The sequence below is a fragment of the Pseudomonas sp. S12(2018) genome (genome assembly GCF_024355235.1).
In the GTDB taxonomy this organism is placed as follows: Bacteria; Pseudomonadota; Gammaproteobacteria; order Pseudomonadales; family Pseudomonadaceae; genus Aquipseudomonas; species Aquipseudomonas palmensis.
This window is the reverse complement of the sequence record NZ_QLAD01000003.1, coordinates 393,615-414,593: the sequence shown is the minus strand read 5'-3', so window position 1 is coordinate 414,593 and position 20,979 is coordinate 393,615. Positions and strand designations below refer to the sequence as shown.

Sequence of the window (20,979 nt, the reverse complement as noted above, 5' to 3'; positions counted from 1 at the left end):
TTGACCCATGTTCAAGTATATTGGCGACATCGTTAAGGGCACTGGCACCCAGCTGCGCAGCCTGGTGATGGTGTTCTCCCACGGGTTCCGCAAACGCGACACCCTGCAATACCCCGAAGAGCCGGTCTACCTGCCGCCGCGCTACCGCGGCCGCATCGTGCTGACCCGCGACCCCGACGGCGAGGAGCGCTGCGTGGCCTGCAACCTGTGTGCCGTGGCCTGCCCGGTGGGTTGCATCTCGCTGCAGAAGGCCGAGACCGAAGACGGTCGCTGGTACCCCGAGTTCTTCCGCATCAACTTCTCGCGCTGCATTTTCTGCGGCCTCTGCGAGGAAGCCTGCCCGACCACCGCGATCCAGCTCACCCCGGATTTCGAAATGGCCGAGTTCAAACGTCAGGACCTGGTGTACGAGAAAGAAGATCTGCTGATCTCCGGCCCCGGCAAGAACCCTGATTACAACTTCTACCGTGTTGCAGGTATGGCCGTTGCCGGCAAGCCGAAGGGCGCCGCGCAGAACGAAGCCGAGCCGATCAACGTGAAGAGCTTGCTCCCTTAAGGAAGAAAGATGGAATTCGCTTTCTATTTCGCATCCGGTGTCGCCGTGGTGTCCACCCTGCGGGTGATCACCAACACCAACCCGGTGCATGCCCTGCTCTACCTGATCATTTCGCTGATCTCCGTGGCGATGACCTTCTTCGCCCTCGGCGCGCCGTTTGCCGGCGTGCTCGAAGTGATCGCCTACGCTGGCGCCATCATGGTGCTGTTCGTGTTCGTGGTGATGATGCTCAACCTGGGGCCGGCCTCGGTCGCCCAGGAGCGCGGCTGGCTCAAGCCCGGCATCTGGGGCGGGCCGGTGTTCCTCGCCGTCCTGCTGCTGGCCGAACTGCTGTACGTGCTGTTCGTGCAGCCGAGCGGCGCCGCCATCGGTCATACCACCGTTGACGCCAAGGCCGTGGGCATCAGCCTGTTCGGCCCTTACCTGCTGGTGGTGGAACTGGCCTCGATGCTGCTGCTGGCTGCAGCAGTGACGGCGTTCCACCTCGGCCGCAACGAGGCGAAGGAGTAAATCATGTCAGCAATTCCTCTCGAACACGGCCTGGCCGTCGCCGGCATCCTGTTCTGCCTCGGCCTGGTCGGGCTGATGGTGCGCCGCAACATTCTGTTCGTACTGATGAGCCTGGAAATCATGATGAACGCCTCGGCACTGGCATTCATCGTGGCGGGCAGCCGCTGGGCGCAACCGGACGGGCAGATCATGTTCATCCTGGTGATCAGCCTGGCCGCCGCCGAGGCCAGTATCGGCCTGGCGATCCTGCTGCAGCTGTATCGCCGCTTCCACACTCTCGATATCGATGCTGCCAGTGAGATGCGCGGATGAACCTACTCTTTCTGACCTTCGTCTTCCCCCTGATCGGCTTTGTGCTGCTGTCGTTCTCGCGCGGGCGGTTCTCGGAGAACCTGTCGGCGCTGATCGGTGTCGGTTCGATCGGCCTCTCGGCCATCGTGGCCGCCTACGTGATCTGGCAGTTCAACGTCGCCCCGCCTGAAGGCGGCGCGTACAGCCAGCTGCTGTGGCAGTGGATGCAGGTGGGCGACTTCAAGCCCAACTTCACCCTGTACCTGGACGGCCTGTCGGTGACCATGCTCGGCGTGGTGGTCGGCGTGGGCTTCCTGATCCACCTGTTCGCCTCGTGGTACATGCGTGGTGAAGCCGGCTACTCGCGCTTCTTCGCCTACACCAACCTGTTCATTGCCAGCATGCTGTTCCTGATCCTGGGCGACGACCTGCTGTTCATCTACTTCGGTTGGGAAGGCGTGGGCCTGTGCTCGTACCTGTTGATCGGTTTCTACTACAGCAACCGCAACAACGGCAACGCAGCGCTCAAGGCCTTCATCGTCACCCGTATCGGCGACGTGTTCATGGCCATCGGCCTGTTCATCCTGTTCCAGCAACTGGGCACCCTGAACATCCAGCAACTGCTGGTGCTGGCGCCGCAGAAGTTCCAGGCCGGTGATTTCTGGATCGTGCTGGCAACCCTGATGCTGCTGGGCGGCGCCGTGGGCAAATCGGCCCAACTGCCGCTGCAGACCTGGCTTGCAGACGCGATGGCCGGCCCTACCCCGGTATCGGCACTGATCCACGCCGCCACCATGGTGACCGCCGGTGTCTACCTGATCGCGCGTACCCACGGCCTGTTCGCCCTGGCGCCCGACGTGCTGCACCTGGTAGGTGTGGTCGGCGGCGTGACCCTGGTGCTGGCCGGCTTTGCCGCGCTGGTACAGACCGACATCAAGCGTATCCTGGCCTACTCGACCATGAGCCAGATCGGCTACATGTTCCTGGCCCTGGGCGTGGGCGCCTTCGACGGCGCGATCTTCCACCTGATGACCCACGCCTTCTTCAAGGCCCTGCTGTTCCTTGCCTCCGGTGCGGTGATCGTTGCCTGCCACCACGAGCAGAACATCTTCAAGATGGGCGGCCTGTGGAAGAAACTGCCACTGGCCTACGCCAGCTTCATCGTCGGTGGTGCCGCCCTGGCTGCCCTGCCGCTGCTGACCGCCGGCTTCTACTCCAAGGACGAGATCCTCTGGGAAGCCTTCGCCAGCGGCAACAGCGGCTTGCTGTACGCCGGCCTGGTGGGTGCGTTCATGACCTCGCTGTACACCTTCCGCCTGATCTTCATCGCCTTCCACGGCGAAGCCAAGACCGAAGCCCACGCTGGCCACGGCATCTCGCACTGGCTGCCGCTGGGCGTGCTGATCGTGCTGTCGACCTTCGTCGGCGCCTGGATCCACCCACCGCTGGCCGGCGTGCTGCCGCAGAGCGTCGGGCATGCCGGTGGCGAAGCCAAGCACAGCCTGGAAATCGCCTCGGGTGCCATCGCCATCGCCGGCATCCTGCTGGCCGCCATGCTGTTCCTGGGCAAGCGTCGCCTGGTTACCGCGATCGCCAACAGCGGTATCGGTCGTGTGCTGTCGGCCTGGTGGTTCGCCGCCTGGGGCTTCGACTGGATCTACGACAAGCTGTTCGTCAAACCTTACCTGCTGATCAGCCACATCCTGCGCAAGGATCCGGTTGACCGCAGCATCGGCCTGATTCCGCGTTTGGCCAAGGGCGGTCATGCCGCCATGAGCAAAACCGAAACCGGTCAGCTGCGCTGGTACACCGCCTCGATCGCCATTGGTGCCGTGCTTGTGCTCGGTGCCGTTGTTGTGGCTGCGGTCTGATATGAACCTTGCGACTTTGCGAAAGGAATTGAGCCCGTCATGATTTTGCCTTGGCTGATCCTGATCCCCTTTATCGGCGGCCTGCTGTGCTGGCTGGGTGAGCGCTTCGGCGCCACCCTGCCGCGCTACATCGCGCTGCTGACCATGTCCCTGCTGCTTGGTATCGGCCTCTGGCTGTGGGCCAACGGCGACTACACCCTGGCGCCTGCGCCGGGTGCCGCGCCACAGTGGGCCTACGAGTTCAAAGTGCTGTGGATCGAGCGCTTCGGCATCAGCCTGCACCTGGCCCTGGACGGCCTGTCGCTGCTGATGATCCTGCTCACCGGCCTGCTCGGTGTGCTCTCGGTACTGTGTTCCTGGAAAGAGATCCAGCGCCACGTCGGCTTCTTCCACCTCAACCTGATGTGGATCCTGGGCGGCGTGGTCGGTGTGTTCCTGGCCCTGGACCTGTTCCTGTTCTTCTTCTTCTGGGAAATGATGCTGGTGCCGATGTATTTCCTCATCGCGCTCTGGGGTCACAGCTCCTCGGACGGCAAGAAGACCCGGATCTACGCAGCCACCAAGTTCTTCATCTTCACCCAGGCCAGCGGCCTGATCATGCTGGTGGCGATCCTGGGCCTGGTACTGGTCAACTACGGCAACACCGGTGTGATCACCTTCGACTACACCCAGTTGCTCAAGGCCGACCTGCCGGCGGGTACCGAATACCTGCTGATGCTGGGCTTCTTCATCGCCTTCGCGGTCAAGCTGCCGGTGGTACCGTTCCACTCCTGGCTGCCTGACGCCCACGCCCAGGCGCCGACTGCCGGTTCCGTCGACCTGGCCGGTATCCTGCTGAAGACCGCGGCCTACGGCCTGCTGCGTTTTGCCCTGCCGCTGTTCCCGAATGCCTCGGCCGAGTTCGCGCCGATCGCCATGACCCTGGGTCTGATCGGGATCTTCTACGGTGCATTCCTGGCCTTCGCGCAAACCGACATCAAGCGCCTGATCGCGTTCTCCAGCGTCTCGCACATGGGCTTCGTGCTGATCGGCATCTACTCCGGCAGCCAGCAGGCCCTGCAGGGCGCGGTGATCCAGATGCTGGCCCACGGCCTGTCGGCGGCGGCGCTGTTCATCCTCAGCGGCCAGCTGTACGAGCGTCTGCACACCCGTGACATGCGTCAGATGGGTGGCCTGTGGTCGCGCATCGCCTACCTGCCGGCCATCAGCCTGTTCTTCGCCGCGGCTTCGCTGGGCTTGCCGGGTACCGGCAACTTCGTCGGCGAGTTCCTGATCCTGATCGGCAGCTTCGTCAGTGCCCCATGGGTCACCGCGATTGCCACCTCCGGCCTGGTGTTCGGCTCGGTGTACTCGCTGATCATGATCCACCGCGCCTACTTCGGCCCGGCCAAGTCCGACGAAGTACTGGCCGGCATGGACAACCGCGAACTGATCATGGTGCTGGGCCTGGCGGTACTGCTGATTGTGCTGGGCGTTTACCCGCAGCCGTTCCTGGATACCTCCGCCGCCACCATGAGTGGTGTGCAGCAGTGGCTCGGCTCCGCTTTCACTCAACTCGCTTCGGCCCGGTAAGAGCGCTATGGACCTGACGATTCAACACTTTATTGCGCTTGCGCCACTGCTGATCACCAGTATCACCATCGTCGTGGTGATGCTGGCCATCGCCTGGCGCCGCAATCACTCGCAAACCTTCCTGCTGTCGACCGTGGGGCTGAACCTGGCCCTGCTGTCGATCATCCCGACCCTCAAGGTGGCCCCGCTGGCGGTCACCCCATTGCTGACCGTCGACAGCTTCGCGTGCCTGTACATGGCGTTGATCCTGGTCGCCACCCTGGCCTGCGTGACCCTGGCGCATGCCTACCTGGGTGACGGCGGCAAGGGTTACCCGGGCAACCGCGAAGAGCTCTACCTGCTGATCCTGATGGCGGCCCTGGGCGGCCTGGTGCTGGTCTGCGCGCAACACCTGGCCGGCCTGTTCATCGGCCTGGAGCTGCTCTCGGTACCGGTGTATGGCCTGGTGGCGTATGCGTTCTTCAACAAGCGTTCGCTGGAAGCCGGCATCAAGTACATGGTGTTGTCGGCAGCCGGTTCCGCGTTCCTGCTGTTCGGCATGGCGCTGCTGTATGCCGACGCTGGCAGCCTGAGCTTCGACGGCATCGGCAAGGCCCTGGCCACCACCAGCCTGCCAAGCCTGATTGCCCAGCTGGGCCTGGGCATGATGCTGGTCGGCCTGGCGTTCAAGCTGTCGCTGGTACCGTTCCACCTGTGGACCCCGGACGTATACGAAGGTGCTCCGGCGCCGGTCGCCGCGTTCCTGGCCACCGCGAGCAAGGTGGCTGTATTCGCCGTTGTGGTACGCCTGTTCATGCTCTCCCCTGCTGCCAGCAGCGGCGTGCTGACCACCGTGCTGTCGGTGATTGCAGTGGCCTCGATTCTGGTCGGCAACCTGCTGGCGCTGACCCAGAGCAACCTCAAGCGTCTGTTGGGTTACTCCTCGATCGCCCACTTCGGTTACCTGCTGATTGCGCTGGTGGCGAGCAAGGGCATGGCGGTGGAAGCCATTGGCGTGTACCTGGTGACCTACGTGATCACCAGCCTGGGCGCGTTTGGCGTCATCACCCTGATGTCCTCGCCTTACAAGGGCCGTGATGCCGATGCCCTGTACGAGTACCGCGGCCTGTTCTGGCGTCGTCCGTACCTGACGGCGGTACTGACCGTGATGATGCTGTCGCTGGCGGGTATTCCGCTGACCGCGGGCTTCATCGGCAAGTTCTACATCATTGCTACCGGCGTCGAGTCGCAGCTGTGGTGGCTGGTGGGTGCGTTGGTGATCGGTAGTGCGATCGGGGTGTTCTACTACCTGCGCGTGATGGTCACCCTGTACCTGATCGAGCCGAACCTGCGTCGTCACGATGCGCCGTTGAACTGGGAGCAGCGTACCGGTGGCGTGATGTTGCTGGCGATTGCGATTCTGGCGTTCGTGCTGGGTGTTTATCCGCAGCCGTTGCTGGACCTGGTGCAGCATGCAGGTTTGCAGTTGCTTGGTTGAGTGCTGATGCATTGACAGGACACCCCGCTTCGGCGGGGTGTTTTGTTTTTGGCGATTGAACAACCAATACACCAAACCGCCGTTGCTCTTGATCTTGATCTTGATTGTCCGGCCTGTCAGGAGGCCGAGTGGAGGTGTCGTGCAGGGGGCGGGGCGCAGCCCCTTCGGCGTTAGCCGAAGCGAGCGACTGTTAGAGTTGCGCAGCAACTCGGGTCGCGTGCCCCCTGGACGGCGCCGGAGGGAGGGAACCCGGAGCGAAGCGTAGGGCCGTATGTTTGGCCGGGGACCTTTTGGTTACTTTTGCGTCCTTGCAAAAGTGACCCGCTGTAAGAGCGGAAGGCGTCATTCGCAGCGCTATGCATGCCGGATAAACACACCAATCGGTAAAATCGACGACCGTGAACATATCCAGAGCAGATCAAAAGCATGACTGCACTACAGATCACCCACTGTGCTTCGTCTGATACTTGCAACGTCAGATACCCGCCCAACCGTTCCGGAACCCCTTCGATGCACCCCACCCTGTCCCGCTCGTCCCTCGCCGTATTGATCGCCTGCACCGCCACCGCCCAAGCCAACCCAGGCATCGAACTCGGCCAGGTACTGATCCAGGACCAGGAACACAACGAGCTTCAGGACGCCCGTGAGCGCCTGCAGCAAATCCCCGGGGCCACCAACCTGATCGACATGCAACAGGTCGAACAAGGCCGCGTCGCCAGCAACCAGGACGTGCTCGCCTACCAGCCCGGCGTGTTCGCCCAATCCGCCGGCAACGACGGCATCAAACTGTCGATTCGCGGCTCGGGCCTCAACCGTGCCCCCGGCGCCCACGGCTCCGGCGTATACACCCTGTTCGACGGCCTGCCCCTGACCGGCCCCGGCGGCACGCCCTATGAACTGTTCGAGCCCCTGTGGCTAAGCCGCGCCGAGGTACTGCGCGGCGCCAACGGCTTCGACCGCGGCGCCCTGGCCCTGGGCGGCGCCATCAATTACGTGACCCACACCGGCTACGACGCCGCGCCCCTGCAGGTACGGGTCGAGGCCGGCAGCCGTGGCTACGGCAAACGCCAGGTCAGCTCCGGCCAGGTACTGGGTGACCTGGACTACTACGTCGCCCTCACCGACTCGGAATACGACGGCTACCAGGACCACAGCAGCGGCAGCAGCAAGGGCATCGCCGCCAACGTCGGCTACCGCTTCAACCCCAACCTGGAAACCCGCTTCTACCTGCGTTACCGCGAAACCGAAAACGAACTGGCCGGGCGCCTGACCAAGGACCAGATCAAGCACCACCCGCGCGCTGCCAACCCGCTGTACCTGAGCCGCGACGCCAGCCGCCCGCAACCGGGCAGCACCTGGCTGGGCAACAAGACCACCTTCTACCTCGATGACGACTCGCAGCTGGAAGCCGGCCTGGTCTACCACGACTACCCGATGGACCTGCGTGAAGGCACCAAGCGCCTCAAGGTGGCGTACACCGACGTCAGCGGCACGCTCAACTACCTGCGCCGCGACACCCTGTTCGGCCACGAGAGCAAGACCACCCTGGGCTGGCGCACCACCAAGCACCTGCCCAACACGGGGGCCTCGGAGTTCGTGCGGGTCGAGACCGACCCCACTCAGCCCATAGGCACCAAGACCCGCGACTTCACCTACCAGGGCTCGGACAGCGTCCTCCACTTCAGCAACGAACTGGAACTGGTGCCAGACCTGTGGCTGACCAGCGGCCTGGCGATGATCTATACCCGCCGCGAAAGCGCCGTCACCTATCCGGCCAGCGGCGGCAAGGTCAGCCAGCATGACTGGGACTACGCCCCGCGCCTGGGGCTGCGCTACGACTTCAGCCCCGCGCTGCAGCTGTACGGCAACCTGAGCCGCTCGGTGGAGCCTGCACACCCCTGGGCGCTGATCTGGAGCTCGCCAGCGATCAACGGCCTGCAGACCCAACCCATCGAGCTGCGCAACCAGACCGCCACCACCCTGGAGCTCGGCGCCCGCGGCGACTCGCGGCTGGGGCGCTGGGACCTGGCCTGGTACTACTCGGCCGTGCGCCACGAACTGCTGACAGTGGAAACCGTGGCCGCCAGCAGCACCACCAACGCCATCGTCGGCGAGGTGAATGCCAGCCCTACCGTGCACCAGGGGGTGGAAGCCAGCCTCGACAGCCTGCTGTGGGAACACAGCGGAGTTGGCCGGGTGTCGCTGCGCCAGGCCTACACCTTCAGCGACTTCCACTACCGCGATGACGCGGCGTTCGGCGACAACCGCCTGCCCGGCATGCCGATGCACTACTACCAGGCGCAGGTGCGCCTGGACCATCCCAGCGGCTTCTATGCCGGGCTCAACACGCAGATGGCCTCAAAGGTGCAGGTCGACTACGCCAACTCCTACCAGGCCGATGCGTATGCCCTGCTGGGCGCAACCTTCGGCTACGCCTCCCCCCGACAGGACTGGGCCACCTGGCTCGACCTGCGCAACCTCACCAACAAGCGCTATGCCGCAACCGTGACGCCCGGCTACGACGACAAGGGTCTCGATGCCGCACGCTCCACCCCCGGCGAAGGCTTCGCAGCCTACGTGGGCATGTCCTATAGCTGGAAGTGACGCTCGCCGGCGCCGCCTCAGGGCAGTTGCACCTGAGGCTTGGTCGCCACGAAAATCCCCCAGCTGGACATGAACAGCGCCGCGATCAACGGCCCGATGACGAAGCCGTTGAGGCCGAACACCGCCAGCCCGCCCAGGGTCGAGATCAGGATCAGGTAGTCGGGCATGCGGGTGTCCTTGCCCACCAGGATCGGGCGCAGCACGTTGTCCACCAGACCGATCACGAACACCCCGAAGGCGGCAAGCACCACACCCTGCCAGATCGAACCACTGAGCAGGAAGTACGCGGCCACCGGGCCCCACACGATGCCGGCACCCACCGCCGGCAGCAGCGACAGAAACGCCATCAGCACCGCCCACACCAGCGCACTGGGGATATCCAGCACCCAGAAGATGAACCCGCCGAGCGCGCCCTGGGTCACCGCCACCAGCAGGTTGCCCTTGACCGTGGCACGCACCACGCGATTGAACTTCAGTTGCAGGCGACGCTTCTGGTGTTCGGCCAGGGGCACCGCCGTGCGGATCTTGCGCACCAGCTCGGCGCCATCGCGCAGGAAGAAGTACAGCAGGTACAGCATGATGCCGAAGCTCACCAGGAACTCGAACGTGCCCTGCCCGAAGCTGAACGCCTGGGTGGCGAAGAACTGGCTGCCCTGCATCGCGCCCTTGGCGATCTTGTCGCGCAAGCCCTCCAGATCCCCCATGCCCAGGCGTTCCAGGCCATGCTGGGCCACAGCGGGCAGCATGTCCTTGAAGCGCTCGATGTAGCCGGCGATATCCAGTTGGCCGCTCTCGATGTTCTTGTACAGCGTGGCGCCTTCCTGAACCAGCAGCGTGCTGATGACGATCACCGGCAGAATCGCGATCAGCAGGCACACCAGCAGCGTGATACCCGCCGCCAGGTTGCGCCGCCAGCCCAGGCGCAACAGCAACCGGCGCTGCAACGGCGCAAACACGATGCCCAGGATCACCGCCCAGAACACCGCGCCGTAGTAGGGCAATAGAATCCAGATGAAGGCCAGGGTCACCAGGACCAGCAACCACATCAGGGCTTTTTGCTGCAATACCGATTCGTTCATGTCCGCTCCTTTGCGCTCTGATGATTAGTGCGCGGCGCACTGCAGAAAGTGCCGTTGCCGTGGATCAATAAAATCGGTGGTGCAGGCGCGTAGCATCCGCGCTTTTGTCGCGACCTTGCCATGACCCACCTCGCCCGACCCGAACTGCTCGCCCCTGCCGGCACCCTGAAGAACATGCGCTATGCCTTCGCCTATGGCGCCGATGCGGTCTACGCCGGCCAGCCGCGCTACAGCCTGCGTGTGCGCAACAACGAATTCGACCACGCCAACCTGGCGCTGGGCATCCAGGAAGCCCAGGCCCAGGGCAAGCGGTTCTACGTGGTGGTCAACATCGCCCCGCACAATGCCAAGCTCAAGACCTTCCTCAAGGACCTGGAACCTGTGATCGCCATGGGCCCGGACGCGCTGATCATGTCCGACCCTGGGCTGATCATGCTGGTGCGCCAGCACTTCCCGGCCATGCCGATCCACCTGTCAGTACAGGCCAATACGGTGAACTGGGCCAGTGTCGCGTTCTGGCAATCCCAGGGCCTGAGCCGGGTGATCCTGTCCCGGGAGCTGTCGCTGGAAGAAATCGAAGAGATCCGCCAGCAGGTGCCGGCGATGGAGCTGGAAGTGTTCGTGCACGGCGCCCTGTGCATGGCGTATTCGGGGCGCTGCCTGCTGTCGGGCTACCTGAACCGGCGCGATGCCAACCAGGGCAGCTGCACCAACGCCTGCCGCTGGCAGTACAGCGCCACCCCGGCCCAGGAAAACGAGGTGGGTGACATCGTGCGCGAAGTCCAGCCGACCCTGGGCGTCGGCGCCCCCACCAACCAGGTGTTCGTGCTGCAGGAAGCCAACCGGCCCGGCGAAGACATGCCGGCATTCGAGGACGAGCACGGCACCTACATCATGAACGCCAAGGACCTGCGTGCCGTACAGCACGTCGGGCGCCTGACCCGCATGGGGGTGCACTCGCTGAAGATCGAGGGGCGTACCAAGTCGCACTTCTACTGTGCCCGCACCACCCAGGCGTACCGGCAGGCCATCGACGATGCGCTGGCGGGGCGTGAATTCGACCGTTCGCTGATGCTCGACCTGGAGTCATTGGCGCAACGCGGCTACACCGAAGGCTTCTTGCGCCGCCACGTGCACGACGAGTACCAGAACTACGAGCGTGGCAACTCGGTGTCCGAGCGCCAGCAATTCGTGGGCGAGCTGACCGGGGAGCGGGTCGACGGGCTGGCCGAGGTCAAGGTCAAGAACCGTTTCGGGCTGGGCGATCACCTGGAGCTGATGACGCCGCGGGGCAACTACCATTTCGACCTGCACCAGCTGCGGGATCGCGCGGGCAACCCGCTGGAGGTGGCGCCGGGGGATGGGCACACGGTGTACCTGCCGATTCCCGAACAGGTGGAGCTGGGCTTCGGGCTGTTGTTGCGGGATCTGAATACGTAGCCACGCTATCGCGGGTCAAGCCCGCTCCCACAGGTAGTGCGCAACCCTGGTGGGAGCGGGCTTGACCCGCGATGCAACCGACGCTCAACGTGGGCTGCTGGCTACAGCTGCAGTATCCGTCTCACGTATCACCTGCACCTGGTACTGCGGGTCCGCCTTGATCTGCGCCTCGGTGAATGGAATGGTGTGCCAGTGCCCGGCCGAGAACGCACGGGTCTGGTCACTGGCATGCACCGACCCCGCCTCGCTGGACTGGGAAAACGCCAGCAGCCCCTGCGCGTGCGGCCCCTTGTCATCGAAACTGACCACTTGCAGGTAACTGGTGCCGCTGATCACGGTGCGCTTGCCCCCCTCGCCCGGCACGCTCTGCATGGCGTTGTACACCCCAAGGCTCGATGGCCCGCCATGCATCGGCGTGCCGTCGCCCGCCTGCTGGATCTGCCCCCACTGCACATTCGCACTCAGCCCGGCCTCGGCCACCTGCGCCTGCGACGCCAATGCCGCCTCACGCACGGCCCTGGCCACCTCGGCACGCTCCAGCGCAAGGCCGCGTGGGGTGTGCTGGGGGTCGGCCGGATCGAATGCCACGCGCCAGAAACCACCGTGCTCCTGCAACGCCTGCAGGATGTTCTGAAAGTGCACCAGGCCGATGCCACTGGCCAGGCCGGCCTTGCCATCCCACGCCGCCAGGCTGTCGCATACGGCCTTGAGCTGCGGATCGGCCGTCGCGCCGGTGCACCACTGCAGCAGGTCGGGCAGCGCCAGCTCGGCCAGGTACACCTTGTCGTCCATGACCATGTGGTGCAGGTCCTGCGCGCTGATCTTGCCGGGGCGGTTCAACCGCTGCAGGGCAAAGCGGCTGCGCGGGCCCAGGGGCACGTCTTCGCGGCTGATGATCGGCGAGTAGCCGCGCAGCGGCTGCGCCGGGTTGACCATCCAGGCCGAATCGTTGGAGTGCTGTACGAAGTCGCCACGCAGCAGGCTGGGCTGCAGTTGCGCGGGGAAGATACCGGGCTGCGCCGCTCGCGCATCGACCTTCCAGTTGCAGGCGCTGCGCGAACCGTCGAGCACGATCAGTTCCAGGCCCGCCGCCGGGTCGCTGCACTGCGCCAGCAGCGGCGCATCCACATAGGGCACCACCGACTGGTTCAGGTACAACGCCTGCCCGCTGGCATCCACTGCCAGGGTGTTGACCCAGGGTATGCCCTGCAGGCGCTGCACCGACTGCTGCAGGGCCTGCAGGCTGTCGGCCTGGTTCATGCTGTACCACTGCTGCAGCACGCGGGTGTTGCCCAGGTTGGCATCACGCAGGCTGAAGGCCACCTGCCCGGTCCAGTCCAGCCGCCCGGGCCACTGTACCAGCGGGCCATAGATCGTGCCGTACAGCTCGCGGGTGACCACCTGCTGCTGGCCGTCCTCAGCCTTGACCGACACGCTCACCGGCTGGCGGGTCATGGGGGTGGACACGCCGTCGAGCAGGTAGCGGGTCGAGTCTTTCGGGTCCAGTTGCAAGCGGTGCAAGGTGAAGTGCCGGGAGGTGTCGACGGTGTGCGTCCAGGCCAGATGCCGGTTGAAACCGATATTGATCAGCGGCAGGCCGGGCAACGCGGCGCCCATCACGTTCAGCTTGCCGGGGATGCTCAACTGCATCTGGTAGAAGCGCATGCCACCCACCCACGGGAAATGCGGGTTGGCCAGCAACAGGCCACGGCCATTGGCCGAACGCTCGTGCCCTATCGCCACCGCGTTGCTGCCGCGCTCAAGCGCAAAGTTGGCCTGGCGCGCCTGGGCCACACTGAAGGCCGCAGCCGGCAACCCCGCCGCTGCACCGGGGGGCACGGCACCGGCCACGGCTTCGACGAACTGCCCGGCCCCACCCTCGACCAGCAGGCGACGGGTCAGCTTGACCAGGTCCAGGGCGGTGATGGGGCGCAGCCACTCGGCCTGCTGGCACTGGGCAGGCAGGCCCTGGGCAGTGCGCTCGGCCAGCGCGCGGTTGTAGCCCAGCGCGTAGCCTTCGAGCAATGAACGGATCGGCGCCGGTTGCGCCTGCCAGTACGCAGACACCGCCGCCGGCGTGTTCAGCCAGGTGAAAAACACGTCGCTGGCCAGGTTTTCACGCTGCTCCAGGGTCAGCGCCTGCGGCCCGAAGAACCGCGAGCGCTCACCGTTGACGGTCACCACTTCGTTGGCCAGCAGGCACAGGTTGTCCTGCGCGTAGGCATACCCGATGCCATAGCCCAGGCCACGCTCATCGCGGGCCACGATGTGCGGCACACCGAAGCTGGTGCGGCGGATCTCGGCCCGGGCCTCGCCCGGCGGCGCCTCGCGGGCGTGGGCTGAACAACTCAGAGCAACCAGCAGGGCCGTCAGGCAGAACGAGGGGATCGAGCGATTGGCAGACACGCGGACTCCGGCAGCATCAGGGTGAACGAACATCCTGACTAGACGAATTTCATCATGAAAATTTACCGCTTTTGCGCCGCTCGTTCGTCTCTCTCTACATAAAGGCAATATTTTTTGCCTTGCCGATGCAGATTTGCCGCGCTCGTTCGTCTTATAGAGTGAGAGCACCACACGCAAACTGGACAGGCTCGGGAAAGGGAGTTTTCACATGTACAACCAGCAACAGCCAATCACACCGCTGCGTTTCAGACGCAAAGCCCACGCGCCGCTGCCGGAAAAGCCCGAAGCGGCTGAACCGGACCGCGCCGGCAACGAACATATCCGCGAACTGCTCAAGGCATTCGGCCTGCGCACCAGCCTGATCCGGCTGAAGGTCATCGATGCGCTGCACGCGGCCGCCAGAGAGGGGCGCAGTATCGGGGTGCGCGGGGTGCACAGCCAGCTCGAGCAGCTGGATATTCCGCTGTCGTTCCTGAGCGTTCGCGAAGTGCTCAAGCGCCTGTGCGTCGAGGGTGTGATCAGCCTGGGCAGCGACAAATGCTACAGCCTCAACCCCGAGGCTCGCGCGGTGCTGGAACAGCCGGTTTCACGCTAGGCCAACGGCCGGGTGACGCCGGCCGCAGCCTCGCAAGCGGTCAGAACTTGACCTTGCGCCGCATGATGCCGTTCACGATCACGGCCAATACGGCTACGCCGATGGCGATGTACTGGAACACCTTTTCGCTGATCACGCCGGCGTTCTGCAGGTACGAGCCGCCTAGCATGATTGCCAGCACCACCAGGGCAACCAGGATCGAGTATTTCAGGCGTTGAGCTTGAGTCATTGAAAAATCCTTACGACAACGGGTTTGAGGGCCCTACTGCGGCCGGCGGCCATGATACAACGCCACGTCACGCAGGAGGATGTTTCCCGGTTTTTCCCGACGCGACAACCTGAAATCATCCGCCAGGTGTGCCCGTGCCTTGCGTTCAGGGTTGAGCAACCTGAACCACAGCGCTGGAGCAGGCTCGCCGTAGACACGCGGCCACGCCCTCCCTGGCGCCGCTGGTTCCTACAACAGACCACCGACTTCCTCACGCAATGTGTACGGAAAGACTACCTCCCCTGACCCGCTTGCTGCCTAGATCTCCCCTTGGCGGTTGACCGAGAATTCCTTCAGGCCACTTGGCAGTTCAACGCTGTCGACGTGGGGCGCGCCGCACCTGGCAAGGATGCTCAGGCACGGACGGCACCCGATGAAGTGGCCCCTTCGCTCATACCGCCAACAAGGAAGTCATCATGGAACTGTGTGACCTGAACAAGATCGACATCGAACAACTGCCCCAGTCACTGCAGATGCTCATCGAATGCATCGGGCTGGAGCATGCCTACCGCCTGACCACCATCTACGGCGGCCGCCCCAAGTACATTCCCAAGCACCGCGAGCGCACCACGCTGGCCGAGATCCTGCCAACCGAAGCGCTGGATGCATTGATCAAGCGCTACGCCGGCATGGCGCTGGAGATTCCCAAGGCCGACCACTTCAATCGCCAGCTGCGCAACCAGCAGATCCAGCAGGAAAGCTCCAATGGCCAGTCACGCAGCGTGCTGGCCGACAAGTACGGATTGAGCCTGCGCCAGATCGGCAACATCCGGCGCCAGGAAGCGCACACGCGCTAGACACACCCTGCACACAACAACGCCAGGCGCGAGCGGTCGCGCCTGGCATTGTTGTGTGCGCAGCCCTTGACGGGCCGTATCAGAAGTCGCGCTTGTAGAAGATATCCAGCGAGCTGGCGATACCGCTGGCAGCCTCCAGGTAGACCTTCTTGCTGAGCAGGTAGCGCAAGGCGATGGTGTTGGCCGGCTCGAACACCCCTACGCCGTAGCGCAGGCTCAGGCGCTCGGTCAGCTTGCCGCTGGCCACCACGCTGGTGTTGTCGCCGCTGCCCTGGGTGTCGAGCTGGAAGTCCTCGATGCCCAGGCTCGATGCCAGGCTGCCGGTAATCCCCGCGCTGCCCGCCAGGCCCAGGCCCAGGGCCGCCTCCGCCAGCATGTTGTTGTCTTCGCCGGTATTGCCCAGCGGACGCCCCAGCACCAGGTACGACAAGGCCTGCTCCTGGCTCATCGCCGGCTCGGAAAACACCTGGGTGGTGGGCTGTTCGGCGCTGCCGCTGAGGCGGATGCCGGCAATCACGTCGTCGGTCTGGCGAATGGCCTCGATGTCCAGGTAGGGCTGGTCGATCGGCCCGGCAAACAGCAGCCGCGCACGGCGGATGGTCAGGCGCTGGCCATAGGCGCGGTAGCGCCCATCGGCCAGGCTGAGCTCGCCACGGGTATCGAGGTTGTCGCCAATGTGCACGCGCCCCAGCAGGTTGGCGGTCAGGCCGAAGCCGCTGAATGCCAGCTTGTCCTGCCCCACCTCCACGTCGATGTCCATGGCCACGGCCATCGGCGCCTTGCCCTGCTCGGTCTGGTGGCCGACGATGACCGTGTCATCCGACACCTTTACAGTCGAAGGCGGCAGTTCGCGCACGGTGATCTTGCCCTTGGGCACCAGCACCTTGCCGGTGACCGCGAGCTTTTCGCCGATCATGTGGATCTTCAGGTCCGGCGCCACCTCCAGGTTGGCGTAGGGTTCGACGGTGACCGGCAGGCGCTGCCCCTGCAGTTGCAACTCCACCGCCAGGCCCTGGGCCCAGCCGATCTGGCCACTCAGGCGGCCCTGGCCGACCGGGCCGCTCTTCCACTCGCCGCCCAGTTGCACCTGCTCGCCTGCGATCTGTGCCCGCAGGCTGAGGTCGCTGAGGCTGATGGGCAACTCGGCCCCCGACACTTCGCCATTGCTCAGCGTCAGGTTGCCGTTGACCTGGGGCGCCAGCAACGTACCGGTGATCTGTCCGCTGCCGTTGAGCTGGCCAGCCAGGCGCTCGACCATCGGCGCGAACGGCCGGCCCACCGACAGGTCCAGCCCGCTCAGGCGGAAGTCTCCGCTCAGCGGCTTGTTGCGCGCCAGCGGGTCGATGCGCGCCGACAGGGTCAGCTCGCCCAGGCGCCCGCCCACGAACTCCAGGCGCGTGTCCACGCGGCGCGGGCCCAGGGTGCTGTTCAGGCGCAGCGCCTGGTACGGGAAGTCCAGCCATCGATCCTTTTCCCGCACCCGCAAGGTGCCGCCACTGGCGTCTACCACGATCGACCCCTTGGGCCCGCTGGCCGGCAGGTCGAGGTTGATGTCGGCATTGAGCATGCCCTGCCAGGCGAAGTCCTTGGGCAACCACTGCGCCAGGCTTTGCAGCGGGAACTGCTTGAGGTGGTAGCGCAGGCGCGGGTCGGGCATCAGGCGCTGGTCTTCACCACACAGGCTGGCCTGCCCGGAGCGCCAGCAATGGGCGCCGAAATCCACCTGCCCATTGGCCAGGCGCTGCAACCTGGCCGGTGCCTGCAGCTGCCAGTCCTGCCCGCCCGCCTGCACCTGGCCGCTGGCCAGGCGTCCGCGCCAGTTGCCCTTGTCGAGCTGACCGTCCAGGCCCAGGTCGAGCTTGAGTTGCGGCCCATCGAGGGCCAGGTGCAATTGCTGCTTGCCAATGTCGCCCTGGCCTTTGGCGGTCAGGGTGCCCAGGTTGGTTTCGCCCAGGCGGATCGACCCGGCCTGCAGGTCGATCAGGGCACGCTGGGCGCTGTCCAGCCGGGCGTCCAGGTCAAGGCGTTGCACGCGGTTTTCGGCCTGGCCCAGTTGCTGGCCCTGCAAGGTCAGTTGCCCCTGCGGCGCCTTGAGCGTACCGGCCACATCGAGCCGGCCCTTGAGCTGGCCTTGCAGTTGCGGCCACAGCTGGCCCAGGCGCGGCAGGTTGAGGTCAAGCTGACCGGCCAGGCGTTGCTGCACACTGGCGCTGCCGTTGATCTTGTTGTCCCCCAGCTGGATCAGCAAGGTGCCCAGGGTCCAGTTCTCGCCTGCACCGTCGGCCTTGGCCTGCAGCACGGCGGGCTGGCCGCGCAATCGCCCCTTGAGGTCCAGGTCGGCATTCAGGCGCAGCGTGTCGCCCTTGAGTTCGCCCTTGCTGCGCAGCGGGCCCGCCAGGGTGCCCGGCAGCTCGGCCAGCCAGTACGCCGGGTTGAGCGCCGACAATTCCAGTGCCGCGTCCCACGCCACGCCCTCGGCAAACTGCACGGCGACGCTGCCGGCCACCTTGCCCTGGCCGGCTTCAAGGGCCAGCTGTGGCAGGCTGACCTGGCCCAGGTCGCCCTTGAACGGGCTGCTGACCTTGAAGGCACCTGCCGGCCCGTCCAGGTCGCCACTGAAATCGCCCTGGTAGTTGCCGTCGCGGTAGTTGACCTTGGCGTTCAGGCGCCGCAGCGTGACCTGCGGAGCCTCGTCCAGCGGGTACAGGCGCAGCCACGGGAAGTCCAGCCAGTCGATGCTGGCATCGGCAACCAGACCGCTCTGCCAGTCGGCAGTGGCGCTGAGCGTGACACGCTGTTGCGCGGCGGCGCTCAGGTCCAGGGCAGCGATCTGGGCGCCCTTGGCATCCACCCGGCCACGCAGGCTCAGGCTGATCGGCCCCTGCTCGGCCGGCAGGCGACCGGCGCCCACCAGTTGGTAACCTTTTGCCAGGTCGCCATAGGCACTGAGTTCCAGCTGCTCGAACTGCAGGGTGTCCGGCAATCCGGCCGATGGCTTGAAGCCGGTGGCGCTCAGGCGTACCTGGGCCGGCAGGTGCTCGGCCAGGGGCTGCAATTGACCCGCCAGGCGCCCTTGCAGGTAGCCGCTGCTGTCGGCCTGCAGGTCGAGGCTTTTCTGCAGGTCGCCTTTTATCTGCACCGCCAGTTGCCAGGGCTGGTCGTCGATGGCCGGCAGTTGCACCTGACCCTGCAGCTGCAACGGCCAGTCACCCACCGGTTGCAGCAGGCCGCTGAGGTTCAGGCTGAGGTCTTCGCGTTGCAGGTTCAGGCTGTCGATCTGCAGGCCCTGGGCGGTCCAGTGCGCAGCCAGTTGCAACTGGCTCAACTGCTCGCTGCCGTCCAGATGCAACTGGCCGACCTGTACTTCGCCCAGTTCGATCGCCACTGGCAACTGGAGGCTGGGCAACTGCAGCGGCCCGCTGTCGGGCGCTGCCTCGCTGGGGGCGAAGTCCAGGTTGACCTGCCCGGCGCGCAGCTGGTCGATGCACAAGGTCATGCGCAACAGGCAGCCGGGCGACCAGGCAAACACCGGCGCAAGCACTTCGACACGGTCCTCGCCCTGCTGCCAGATCAGCCGATCGGCCTGCCATTGCCCGCCAAGGCGGCCTTGAAAATTGTCCAGCTGCAAGCCCGGCACCAGGCTCAAGGCCCAGCGGCTGCCGGCCTGGGTACCCAGCAGGATACCCACGGCCAGCACCAGCACGACCAGCAGCGCCAGCAGGGCCAGCCCGCCGCGTTTCAACACCTTGCTCACAACTCGGGCCCCATGGAAAAGTGCAAACGTATGCCGCCGTCATCGTCCAGCGCCTTGGCCAGGTCGAGCCGCAGCGGGCCGACCGGCGACACCCAGCGCACACCGAAGCCGACGCCGGTCTTGAGGCTGGGAAGCTCCAGGCTGTTGAACGAGTTGCCCTGGTCGACGAAGGTCGCCAGGCGCCACTTCTCGGCGATCGAGTACTGGTACTCGGCACTGGCGGCCACCAGGTAGCGCCCGCCGATACGGTCGCCATCGGCGTTCTTGGGTGAAAGGGTCTGGTAGTCGTAGCCACGCACGCTCTGGTCGCCACCGGCAAAGAAGCGCAGCGAGGGGGGCACCGACTTGTAGCCGTTGGTGGCGCTGCCGCCGAACTGCACCCGGCCCAGGAAGCGGTGGTTCTGCGCCACGGTGGTCAGGCCCTTGAGCAGCACGTTGCCATGCAGCAGGTTGGTGTCGGACAGCAGCCCTTCCTTGGCCACCTGCGCGTCGAACTGCAAGCGGTAGCCGTTGTGCGGGTCGATGCGGTTGTCGCTGCGCAGGTAGCTGTAGCTCACACCCGGCATCAGCAGGGTGCTCAAACCCGAATCATCACCCAGACGGTACTCTTCGCGCTGCCACTTGAGCGATACCACGCGCTGCCAGCCGCTGGGCAGCTTGCTGTGCCATTCCGGGCCCACGGTGAGCAGTTTGCTGAGGCTGTCGGTGCCGGCGATCTCTTCGTTCTGGTAGCCGCCGGCAAAGCGCAGCTTGTCGGTCAACGGCGGGTCGAGCGGTATGTCGTACCACAGGCCGACGTTCTGGCGCGGCGCCGAAAGCTCGGTTTCCAGGCCATAGCTGTGGCCTTGCGGGTTGACCCAGTGGCGGGTCCAGTTGGCCTTGCCGCGCGGCCCGACGTCGGTCGAAAAGCCCAGGCCCAGGCCCATGGTGCGGGGCTTGCGGGTTTGCAGTTGCACCTCTACCGGGATGCTCTGCGCCACGGCGGCAGTGGGCGCAGCGTCGACCCGCACGCCTTCGAAGTAGCCGCTCGATTGCAGCGCGTTGTTCAGTTCGGCGATCAGTTCGGAGTCGTAGGGGGTGCCTTGCTTGAAGGGCACCATGCGTTGCAGCAGGCTCTCGTCGAACGGCGCGTCGCCTTCGAAGCGAACCTTGCCCAGCTGGTAACGCGGGCCGCTGTCGTACACCAGTTCGATGTCCGCCACACCCGCCGCCGGGTCGACCGCCAGGCGCTGGCGCAGGAAATGCCCGCTGAAGAAACCGTAGCGCGAGGCCTGGTTCTGGATCAGCCGCTTGGCGTCCTCGTAGTTGCCATGGTTGAGCACTGCCCCAGGCCGCAGCGCCTTGCTCGAAGGAACCCGGAAGGCCGTCATCTCGCTGGCCGGGCCCTCGACGCGCACGGTCACCTCGCGCAGGCGCACCGGCTCGCCCGGCTCGATGCTGAGCACCAGTTGCGGGCCCTTGTCGGCCTTGGGCGAAGGTTTGACCTGGCTGTCGATCTGCGCCTGGTAGTAGCCCAGAGCCTGGGCGGCTTTTCTGGCCTGCTCCACGGCGCCGCGGCTGAAGCGCAGCAGCGCTTCTTCATCGCGGGTGCCAAGGCTGCCGATATAGCCTTCGACGTTGGCCTTGAGCTCGTTGTTGGCGGGCTTGATGCGTACTACCAGCTCGCTCTGTGCGTACACCGCGCAGCTGGCAACCCATAAAATCAACCCGCAGGTGAATCGTCCTGAATACGTCATAGGCGCGGATGCTACCAGAGCTT

Annotated in this window: 15 protein-coding genes; 10 read left to right on the top strand and 5 right to left on the bottom strand. The window is 65.1% G+C overall.

The annotated features are described in order from the left end of the window. Positions 1–7 precede the first annotated feature (7 nt). From nuoI to DN388_RS09015, 7 genes are all read left to right on the top strand, one after another. On the top strand, positions 8–556 hold the full coding sequence (gene nuoI / locus DN388_RS09045; RefSeq protein WP_009400993.1) for an NADH-quinone oxidoreductase subunit NuoI: 549 nt from the start codon (positions 8–10) through the stop codon (positions 554–556). Positions 557–565: 9 nt separating this feature from the next. Further along, on the top strand, positions 566–1,066 hold the full coding sequence (gene nuoJ / locus DN388_RS09040) for an NADH-quinone oxidoreductase subunit J (protein WP_043860871.1): 501 nt from the start codon (positions 566–568) through the stop codon (positions 1,064–1,066). A 3-nt stretch (positions 1,067–1,069) separates the two neighbouring features. Next, positions 1,070–1,378, top strand: coding sequence for an NADH-quinone oxidoreductase subunit NuoK (gene nuoK, locus DN388_RS09035; protein WP_010220409.1), 309 nt, complete (start codon positions 1,070–1,072; stop codon positions 1,376–1,378). Continuing rightward, the gene (nuoL, locus tag DN388_RS09030) at positions 1,375–3,228 is read left to right on the top strand and encodes an NADH-quinone oxidoreductase subunit L (RefSeq protein WP_043860872.1); all 1,854 of its coding nucleotides are present in this window, start codon (positions 1,375–1,377) and stop codon (positions 3,226–3,228) included. The genes nuoK and nuoL overlap by 4 nt, the downstream gene beginning before the upstream one ends. Positions 3,229–3,267: 39 nt before the next feature. Next, positions 3,268–4,800 carry an NADH-quinone oxidoreductase subunit M gene (gene nuoM / locus DN388_RS09025; RefSeq protein WP_043860873.1) on the top strand — a complete coding sequence of 511 codons (1,533 nt, stop codon included), beginning with the start codon at positions 3,268–3,270 and terminating at the stop codon, positions 4,798–4,800. 7 nt (positions 4,801–4,807) lie between these two features. Beyond that, complete coding sequence (gene nuoN, locus DN388_RS09020; protein WP_043860874.1) at positions 4,808–6,277, top strand: NADH-quinone oxidoreductase subunit NuoN; 1,470 nt, start codon at positions 4,808–4,810, stop codon at positions 6,275–6,277. 510 nt (positions 6,278–6,787) lie between these two features. Then, positions 6,788–8,881, top strand: coding sequence for a TonB-dependent receptor (locus tag DN388_RS09015; protein WP_254998936.1), 2,094 nt, complete (start codon positions 6,788–6,790; stop codon positions 8,879–8,881). A gap of 17 nt (positions 8,882–8,898) precedes the next feature. Here the strand turns inward: DN388_RS09015 and DN388_RS09010 are convergent, their stop codons facing one another. Next, entirely contained in the window at positions 8,899–9,960 is a 1,062-nt protein-coding gene (locus tag DN388_RS09010; RefSeq protein ID WP_043860876.1) for an AI-2E family transporter, read from the bottom strand. Between the two features lie 120 nt (positions 9,961–10,080). Here DN388_RS09010 and yegQ point away from each other — a divergent pair, with 120 nt between their 5' ends. After that, entirely contained in the window at positions 10,081–11,400 is a 1,320-nt protein-coding gene (yegQ, locus tag DN388_RS09005; protein WP_043860877.1) for a tRNA 5-hydroxyuridine modification protein YegQ, read from the top strand. 84 nt (positions 11,401–11,484) lie between these two features. On the opposite strand, the gene DN388_RS09000 is transcribed toward yegQ, so the two are convergent. After that, positions 11,485–13,806 carry an acylase gene (locus DN388_RS09000; protein ID WP_369682776.1) on the bottom strand — a complete coding sequence of 774 codons (2,322 nt, stop codon included), beginning with the start codon at positions 13,804–13,806 and terminating at the stop codon, positions 11,485–11,487. 208 nt (positions 13,807–14,014) lie between these two features. Here DN388_RS09000 and DN388_RS08995 point away from each other — a divergent pair, with 208 nt between their 5' ends. Further along, positions 14,015–14,401 carry a fe2+ zn2+ uptake regulation protein gene (locus tag DN388_RS08995; RefSeq protein ID WP_088515161.1) on the top strand — a complete coding sequence of 129 codons (387 nt, stop codon included), beginning with the start codon at positions 14,015–14,017 and terminating at the stop codon, positions 14,399–14,401. Positions 14,402–14,441: 40 nt separating this feature from the next. Here the strand turns inward: DN388_RS08995 and DN388_RS08990 are convergent, their stop codons facing one another. Next, on the bottom strand, positions 14,442–14,630 hold the full coding sequence (locus tag DN388_RS08990; protein ID WP_043860879.1) for a hypothetical protein: 189 nt from the start codon (positions 14,628–14,630) through the stop codon (positions 14,442–14,444). A 455-nt stretch (positions 14,631–15,085) separates the two neighbouring features. Between DN388_RS08990 and DN388_RS08985 the strand changes: the two genes are divergently transcribed. Continuing rightward, positions 15,086–15,466: a Mor transcription activator family protein gene (locus DN388_RS08985; RefSeq protein WP_043860880.1), complete on the top strand. Its 381-nt coding sequence runs from the start codon at positions 15,086–15,088 to the stop codon at positions 15,464–15,466. A gap of 79 nt (positions 15,467–15,545) precedes the next feature. Here the strand turns inward: DN388_RS08985 and DN388_RS08980 are convergent, their stop codons facing one another. Then, entirely contained in the window at positions 15,546–19,220 is a 3,675-nt protein-coding gene (locus DN388_RS08980) for a translocation/assembly module TamB domain-containing protein (protein ID WP_100633387.1), read from the bottom strand. Continuing rightward, entirely contained in the window at positions 19,217–20,956 is a 1,740-nt protein-coding gene (locus DN388_RS08975; RefSeq protein ID WP_043860882.1) for an autotransporter assembly complex family protein, read from the bottom strand. The genes DN388_RS08980 and DN388_RS08975 overlap by 4 nt, the downstream gene beginning before the upstream one ends. Between the last annotated feature and the right edge of the window lie 23 nt (positions 20,957–20,979).

Bases quoted from the DNA above. Each gene is read 5' to 3' on its own strand.
- nuoL (WP_043860872.1), top strand. From the start codon at position 1,375: ATGAACCTACTCTTTCTGACCTTCGTCTTCCCCCTGATCGGCTTTGTG.
- nuoM (WP_043860873.1), top strand. From the start codon at position 3,268: ATGATTTTGCCTTGGCTGATCCTGATCCCCTTTATCGGCGGCCTGCTG.
- nuoN (WP_043860874.1), top strand. From the start codon at position 4,808: ATGGACCTGACGATTCAACACTTTATTGCGCTTGCGCCACTGCTGATC.
- nuoJ (WP_043860871.1), top strand. From the start codon at position 566: ATGGAATTCGCTTTCTATTTCGCATCCGGTGTCGCCGTGGTGTCCACC.
- DN388_RS09015 (WP_254998936.1), top strand. From the start codon at position 6,788: ATGCACCCCACCCTGTCCCGCTCGTCCCTCGCCGTATTGATCGCCTGC.
- nuoK (WP_010220409.1), top strand. From the start codon at position 1,070: ATGTCAGCAATTCCTCTCGAACACGGCCTGGCCGTCGCCGGCATCCTG.
- DN388_RS09010 (WP_043860876.1), bottom strand. From the start codon at position 9,960: ATGAACGAATCGGTATTGCAGCAAAAAGCCCTGATGTGGTTGCTGGTC.
- nuoI (WP_009400993.1), top strand. From the start codon at position 8: ATGTTCAAGTATATTGGCGACATCGTTAAGGGCACTGGCACCCAGCTG.
- DN388_RS08985 (WP_043860880.1), top strand. From the start codon at position 15,086: ATGGAACTGTGTGACCTGAACAAGATCGACATCGAACAACTGCCCCAG.
- DN388_RS08995 (WP_088515161.1), top strand. From the start codon at position 14,015: ATGTACAACCAGCAACAGCCAATCACACCGCTGCGTTTCAGACGCAAA.
- yegQ (WP_043860877.1), top strand. From the start codon at position 10,081: ATGACCCACCTCGCCCGACCCGAACTGCTCGCCCCTGCCGGCACCCTG.
- DN388_RS08990 (WP_043860879.1), bottom strand. From the start codon at position 14,630: ATGACTCAAGCTCAACGCCTGAAATACTCGATCCTGGTTGCCCTGGTG.
- DN388_RS08975 (WP_043860882.1), bottom strand. From the start codon at position 20,956: ATGACGTATTCAGGACGATTCACCTGCGGGTTGATTTTATGGGTTGCC.